Annotated in this window: 4 protein-coding genes; 1 reads left to right on the top strand and 3 read right to left on the bottom strand. The window is 55.7% G+C overall.

The genetic code is table 11. From position 1 onward, the window contains the following. Positions 1-228: 228 nt before the first annotated feature. Both ABX962_RS27440 and ABX962_RS27435 read right to left on the bottom strand, forming a co-directional pair. Complete coding sequence (locus ABX962_RS27440) at positions 229-1,380, bottom strand: dipeptide epimerase (protein ID WP_372724205.1); 1,152 nt, start codon at positions 1,378-1,380, stop codon at positions 229-231. Further along, complete coding sequence (locus tag ABX962_RS27435; RefSeq protein ID WP_372724203.1) at positions 1,377-2,576, bottom strand: NlpC/P60 family protein; 1,200 nt, start codon at positions 2,574-2,576, stop codon at positions 1,377-1,379. The genes ABX962_RS27440 and ABX962_RS27435 overlap by 4 nt, the downstream gene beginning before the upstream one ends. A gap of 465 nt (positions 2,577-3,041) precedes the next feature. Between ABX962_RS27435 and ABX962_RS27430 the strand changes: the two genes are divergently transcribed. Continuing rightward, a complete protein-coding gene (locus ABX962_RS27430) occupies positions 3,042-5,513 on the top strand; it encodes a peroxidase family protein (protein WP_372724201.1) in 2,472 nt (823 codons plus the stop codon). A gap of 211 nt (positions 5,514-5,724) precedes the next feature. On the opposite strand, the gene ABX962_RS27425 is transcribed toward ABX962_RS27430, so the two are convergent. Then, positions 5,725-6,097: SDR family NAD(P)-dependent oxidoreductase (locus tag ABX962_RS27425; RefSeq protein ID WP_372724199.1), on the bottom strand; the 373-nt coding region annotated here is incomplete at its 5' end.

Here is a 6,097-nt window from a genome sequence, read left to right as displayed (position 1 = left end):
TGCTTACACGTATGGAAATTGCCCTATCGTCGTTTTCCACGGCAAATCGCAACCCGACGCGTCAGCGAGGGACCGAGTGAAGTTAAAGAATCCCTCGCTGATGCGTCGAGTTGTGATAAGAACGCAACTTCGAAACTGACGCGTCGGGTTGTGAAAGATGCGCAAATTTAAGAACTGCCGCATGGGATTGCGTGCTGTCGCCGGTGTTGCGGCGAGTGGAACACGCCATCAAACGTTCCGCTTTCGGACTCCGATGCCGGGCAAGTCGCTGAGGGTCAACTTGCCGTCGATTACCTTCACTCCCTCGTAGAGATCGTTGGTAATTAGCAGGTTCCCATCGAGATCGGCCCAGTCCACGAGCGGCGACAATTGTGCGGCCGCCGACACGGCACAAGACGTTTCCGTCATGCATCCCATCATCAACTTCATGTCCAATGCTCGGGCCACGGTGATCATCTTTTGAGCCTCGCGCAAGCCGGTGCTCTTCATCAGCTTGATATTGATTCCGGAATACACGCCTTGAAAGTCGGCCACGTCACCCAGACGCTGAAACGCCTCGTCGGCAATGATGGGAAGCGGGCTTTTGGATGTCAGCCAAGCCAAATCATCAACGGCGGTCTTGGCCAGCGGTTGCTCCACAAACTCCGTCCCCTGCTCGGCCAACCAGTGCACCATCTCCAACGCTTGGTGCTTATCGCTCCAACCCTGGTTTACATCAACATAGATGGGCACGTCCGTCACCGAACGCACCGCTTCGATCATTTCCCGGTCGTTGCCTCCGCCTAGCTTGACTTTCAACACCTTGAACCGGGCAGCCTCCTTCGTCTTCAGCTTGACCATTTCAGGAGTGTCGATCCCGATGGTAAACGAGGTCATGGGGGTGTTTGCCGGATTGATCCCCCATAACTTGTGCAGCGGCTTGTCGACCAACTTGCCAAGCAGATCATGCAGGGCAATATCGACACAGGCTTTTGCCGCGCGGTTGCCTTCGTCCAACGCGTCGACATAGGCGAGAATATCGTCCAGCAGAAAAGGGTCCTTGAACTGCTCCAACTTCACCTTGCTGAGGAATCGCATCACCGACTGCTGCGACTCGCCCAAGTAGGGAGGCATGGATGCTTCCCCATACCCCGTCAATCCCTCGTACTGAATCTCGGCAAGCACCACGGGCGTTGTTTTTCGAGAGTTTCCAGCGACGGTAAAGGTGTGCTCTAGCTGCAACTCGTAGGGCCTGAAGCTCAGCTTCATTTTCCCGTTGCCAATCGATGCCGGCACCGCCGATGCCGGGTTATCCTTTGCAGTGCACTTGGTCTGTGGCAATGCAGCCGCCAGCGAGGTCACTCCCAGACCGCTCAGAAAGGCTCGTCGTCCGCTCTTCATTCTCCACTCCTGATGATTTCGTTGTAAAAGGCATTCTTTGCCGTGGGCTGGAAACCTTCATAGGGCTCGCCCAAAATCCTAATCGCTTTCACAAACATCGCGGGGTAGCTCTCGATGAAATTGGGTTGGGTGCTGTCCATGCTGTTGATGCTGACTCGTTCCCGGTAACCGGCTGAGTGAATGTATTCGCCTCCGCCGATGTACATGGCCACATGGCTTACCTTCTCTTTAGCTGCAGCCGATGCTTTTCTGCCAAAGAACAGCAGATCCCCCGGTTCCAGAGCGTCCGAAACAAAGTCGGTGGTCAGTTCCCTACCGATCATGGCCTGCATGTTTGCGTCGCGTGGCAACAGCATGCCGTTCATGAAATAGACATTGCATATCAGTCCACTGCAATCAATGTTCTTGGACGACGTGCCTCCCCACAGATAAGGAATCCCATGGAACTTCAGAGCGGTCCGAACAAGACTATCCTGCACGGTCGTTTGATGAAAAATCGCCTCCGCCGAGACCAGCTCGCGACTCTCCACCCACCCTCGACGTCCATCGGGGTACAGGACCTGGGTGAAGCCAGCCTGTTGCGAGACTTTGCACACGATGTTCCCGATCACGAGGTCGCTGACCGGCAACGACTCGACATTTGGGGCACTGTAAGACCGTCCCGACTGGACCGTATAAATGACCTTTTCGGACTCTTTGTACGCCGTCAGTTCTTGTTGATTGACACGCTGCACCTCGGCGATATTCACCCAGCCGATGTATCCGTCGGGAAGTTGGATCAGACTCTTGCCACGCTCTGATTTCAGGATCCGCACGGGGGTGCCCAACAGGGCCTGAGTCACAAGTTCCTTGGTGCTGCTGGGTTCGCGACGCAAATGGATCACTGAATTATTCACCAGAGCATTGACGATGGTTCCCGTGTCCTTTTCAGGAAGTAACACCAATTGGTTGACCACCTCGGGAAACTGCTTCTCAAGTGCTTGCTGGACCGCATCAAACGTTTTCTGGTTGGACAGGCTCCCTCGTACCTGCAAGGTCCCTTGCGCTGCATGAACCTGAACATCCCAAAGTTCGATTCGAGAATCAGGTGCATGCGTCTTGCGTAGTGAGTCCAACAGTTCATTTAGCTCTGAAATCGTGGGCGTCGCTGGGGAAGCAAACGAACAAGCGAGCAATAGCGGCAACAACACGATCATCAACATTCTTCCGCGAGCTTGGGGTGGGAAAACGATTTTCCTCGCTGTGGCAATTCCGTGGGCCAGCGAGGTTGGACATGGGAAGGTGTGAAGTTTTACATCCAGTGGCGAGGACTAAGAGCTATCAAGGTGGGTGGTGGGCCAGCTCTATCGACGACCGAAGGATCCCGAGTCGGTCGGTTCAGGCGAAGTCCATTTTATACCGGCGGCAATCGCCGTGCGCGCCCCGAGGAAACAAACACAGATGACTGCCGTCGCCGTCTCCGTTGGCCGTTCTCGTCGCCATTGCGGCGGCCATTAGGTGAATTGGAGCCACCTGAATTTTTTTTCCGAGTGGACACCTTTTTGTGAGACTGTGACAGCCGCTGTAGAAAGTCGTCCTTCCCAAGTGGATACGTCGGTGGCGGTCAAACAGAGCGGCTACCGGCGTTGCTTTCCCCCCACTTCTCTGCAGTAGGTGCATACATGGAAAATTTCTTTGGACGATGGGCCGAGGGCCGTCACGCCGCCAACCGCAAAGCTTCCACAGCAAAGAAGAAGGGGCATAAACGCAAAAGCACTCGGCGACGTCTGAAGACGGAGTCCTTGGAGGCCCGACAGTTGTTGGCCGCCAATCTCTTCAACAACGACGTCATGGTTGAAGATTTGCACCAAGAGGGGGTGCCACCAGCGGTCGAATCACTGTCTAATATCAATCGCATGCACCGGCGCTCCGACAGCGGCGGATTGCACAAACACGACCGCCATGAGATCCCAGATTCCAATGATGACGTTGACGTTCCGTCAGACGAGACGGATGACGTGCCCAGCGATCTTCCCACCGACACGTCAATCGAGGGGCTGCCGACCGAATACCGGTCCATCGACGGGTCGGGCAACAATCTTGAAAACACCGAACTTGGCACCGCGGGTACCCAACTCACTCGCATCGCGGACAGCGACTATGCGGACGGAATCTCGGAGCCTGCCGGTGAAGACCGCCCCAGTGCACGGGAGATCAGCAATGTGCTGGCGACCGACGAAAGCCTGATCAACGATCGCGACTTGTCCGCATTCGTCTATGCGTGGGGCCAATTCATCGACCACGACATCTCGCGTACGCCTACGGGGGAAGAGTCGTTTGATATCGAAGTCCCTACGGGCGATGAATACTTTGATCCCTTCGCAACGGGAACCGAGACCATTTCGCTGACCCGATCGGCTTACGATCCCGAAACCGGCACCGATTCCGCTCGCGAACAGATCAACGCCATCACCACTTGGATCGACGGTTCGGTGATTTATGGATCCGACGACGCAACCGCGATGGCGTTGAGGACGCTTTCAGGCGGCCAATTGAAGACGAGTGAAGGCGATTTGTTGCCGTACAACAACGACGAAACGTTTCCCGACGGAACGCTTCCGATGGACAATGATGCTGGAATTGTTCCCGACGACGAATTGTTTGCCGCAGGAGACGTACGGGCGAACGAGAACATCGAACTGACCGCCCTGCAAACGTTGTTCGTGCGAGAACACAACCGGCTTGCGGACGAAATTGCAGCTGCCGATCCAACGCTGACCGACGAAGAAATCTATCAGCAAGCGCGTGCGATTGTGGTCGCTGAACTGCAAGCAATCACCTACAACGAATGGCTTCCGGCGGTCTTAGGCGAAGACGCGCTCAGCGAATACGAAGGCTACGATTCGTCCGTTGACCCCACCATTGCCAACGAGTTCTCGACCGCCGCGTTCCGATTCGGACATAGCTTGCTTGGCGATGATGTCGAGTTTTTGGACAACGAGGGAAACGCCATCGCAGAAGAGATTCCGCTGAGCCAAGCGTTTTCAAACCCCGAAGCGGTCTCGGAAAATGGAATCGATTCCATCATCAAGTATTTGACCGCCGACCCATCTTCGGAATTGGATATTCAGGTCGTCGACAGCGTCCGCAATTTCTTGTTTGGTCCTCCCGGATCGGGCGGGTTCGACTTAGTGAGTTTGAACATTCAGCGTGGCAGGGACCATGGATTGTCGGACTACAACTCGACGCGGGTCGCTTACGGATTGGATCCAGTCGAAAGCTTTGCCGACATCACATCGGACCCGGATCTGCAAGCCAAGCTGGAGCAACTCTACGGCACGGTCGATGATATCGACCTGTGGGTGGGCGGATTGGCCGAAGACCATGTCGACGGCGCCAGTGTCGGTGAAACGTTCCAAACCATCATCACGGACCAATTCGAGCGGCTTCGCGACGCCGATCGTTTCTGGTACCAAAACACCTTCTCAGGATCAGCGTTGGCAGAAATCGAAAGCACGACGCTGTCCGACATCATCGAGCGAAATACGGATCTAACCGATCTGCAAGAGGACGTGTTCTTCTTCAGCGCTTCGATTTCAGGCACAGTCACCATGGATGAAACCGCCCAGCAAAACAATCGCGATGGCCGAACCAAATCCAATGGCAACGACAAGTCCAAGGGCGGTGATAACAGCGAAGGGATCGCGGGACAGGTGATCCAGTTGGTCAGTGAAGGGGAAATCGTTGCTGAAACGACAACCGATTCCGACGGCAACTACAGCTTCGACGTCCAAGACGGTCTGCGGACGGGCGAATATGAAATCTATCTGGTTTCGCAAATCGACGACGTCGCCACGACGATCGCGGTGGAGGAGATTGCGATTACCACCGGGGACGTCCATTTGGAGAATGTCGATTTTACGATCAGCGTCGATGACGGCGGCACAGGCTCGGACCGTGGCGACAAACCCCAACGCTCTGGATCAGGCCGCGACTCGGGCCAACGATCCGACAGTGAACAACGTCGCGGTTCGGCTTCGGATAACGAGCAATCAGGCCGAGCGGATCAATCGCTGCAGCAGCCGCTGCGTCCCGATCTTGTCGATCCGTTCTTCAGTGGCCGAGACACCTCGTTTCGCAACCGGCAACGATAATGGCCGCTGACACGTTGCCCCTGCACTACGTCGAACGTTCCTTGCGACGGCGTGTTCGCTCGAGGGAAGACAGAAAGATTGGTGCGACAGAAAGATTGCTTACCGCAATGGTGCCTCTTCATTTTTCTGTCGTGGTAATATTCCTGTCGATAGAGATGCCTTTCTGAGGGCTGACATGGGGCGCCGTGCGTTCTTGAGTGGCCCCAAAGGATCATCTTGCGGTCCAGCCCCCGTCGACCGTCAATAGGCTACCGGTGACGTAGCTGGACGCGGGACTGGCGAGAAACAACGCGGCCCCCTGAATCTCGCTTAGCTCTCCCCAGCGCCGCAGTGCCGTCGCGCCAACGATGAATTGTTTGGCCTCCTCGGTTTCGGCGATTGGTACATTCATTGGTGTCAGAAACGGCCCGGGACAGATTGCGTTGACGGTGATTTTGTCCTGAGCAAACTCCAAACCGAGCGCCCGCGTCATTTGGACCACCGCCCCTTTACTGGTTGCGTAGGGCGTTCGATTGGCCAAGCCGACCAGCCCCAGGGTGCTGGCCATGTTGATGATCCGGCCGTACTGCGTCTGCTTCATCACC

Source organism: Novipirellula sp. (genome assembly GCF_041583735.1).
Lineage (GTDB): Bacteria > Planctomycetota > Planctomycetia > Pirellulales > Pirellulaceae > Novipirellula.
The sequence above is the reverse complement of the archived record's forward strand: the minus strand, read 5'-3'. Positions and strand labels throughout refer to the sequence as shown.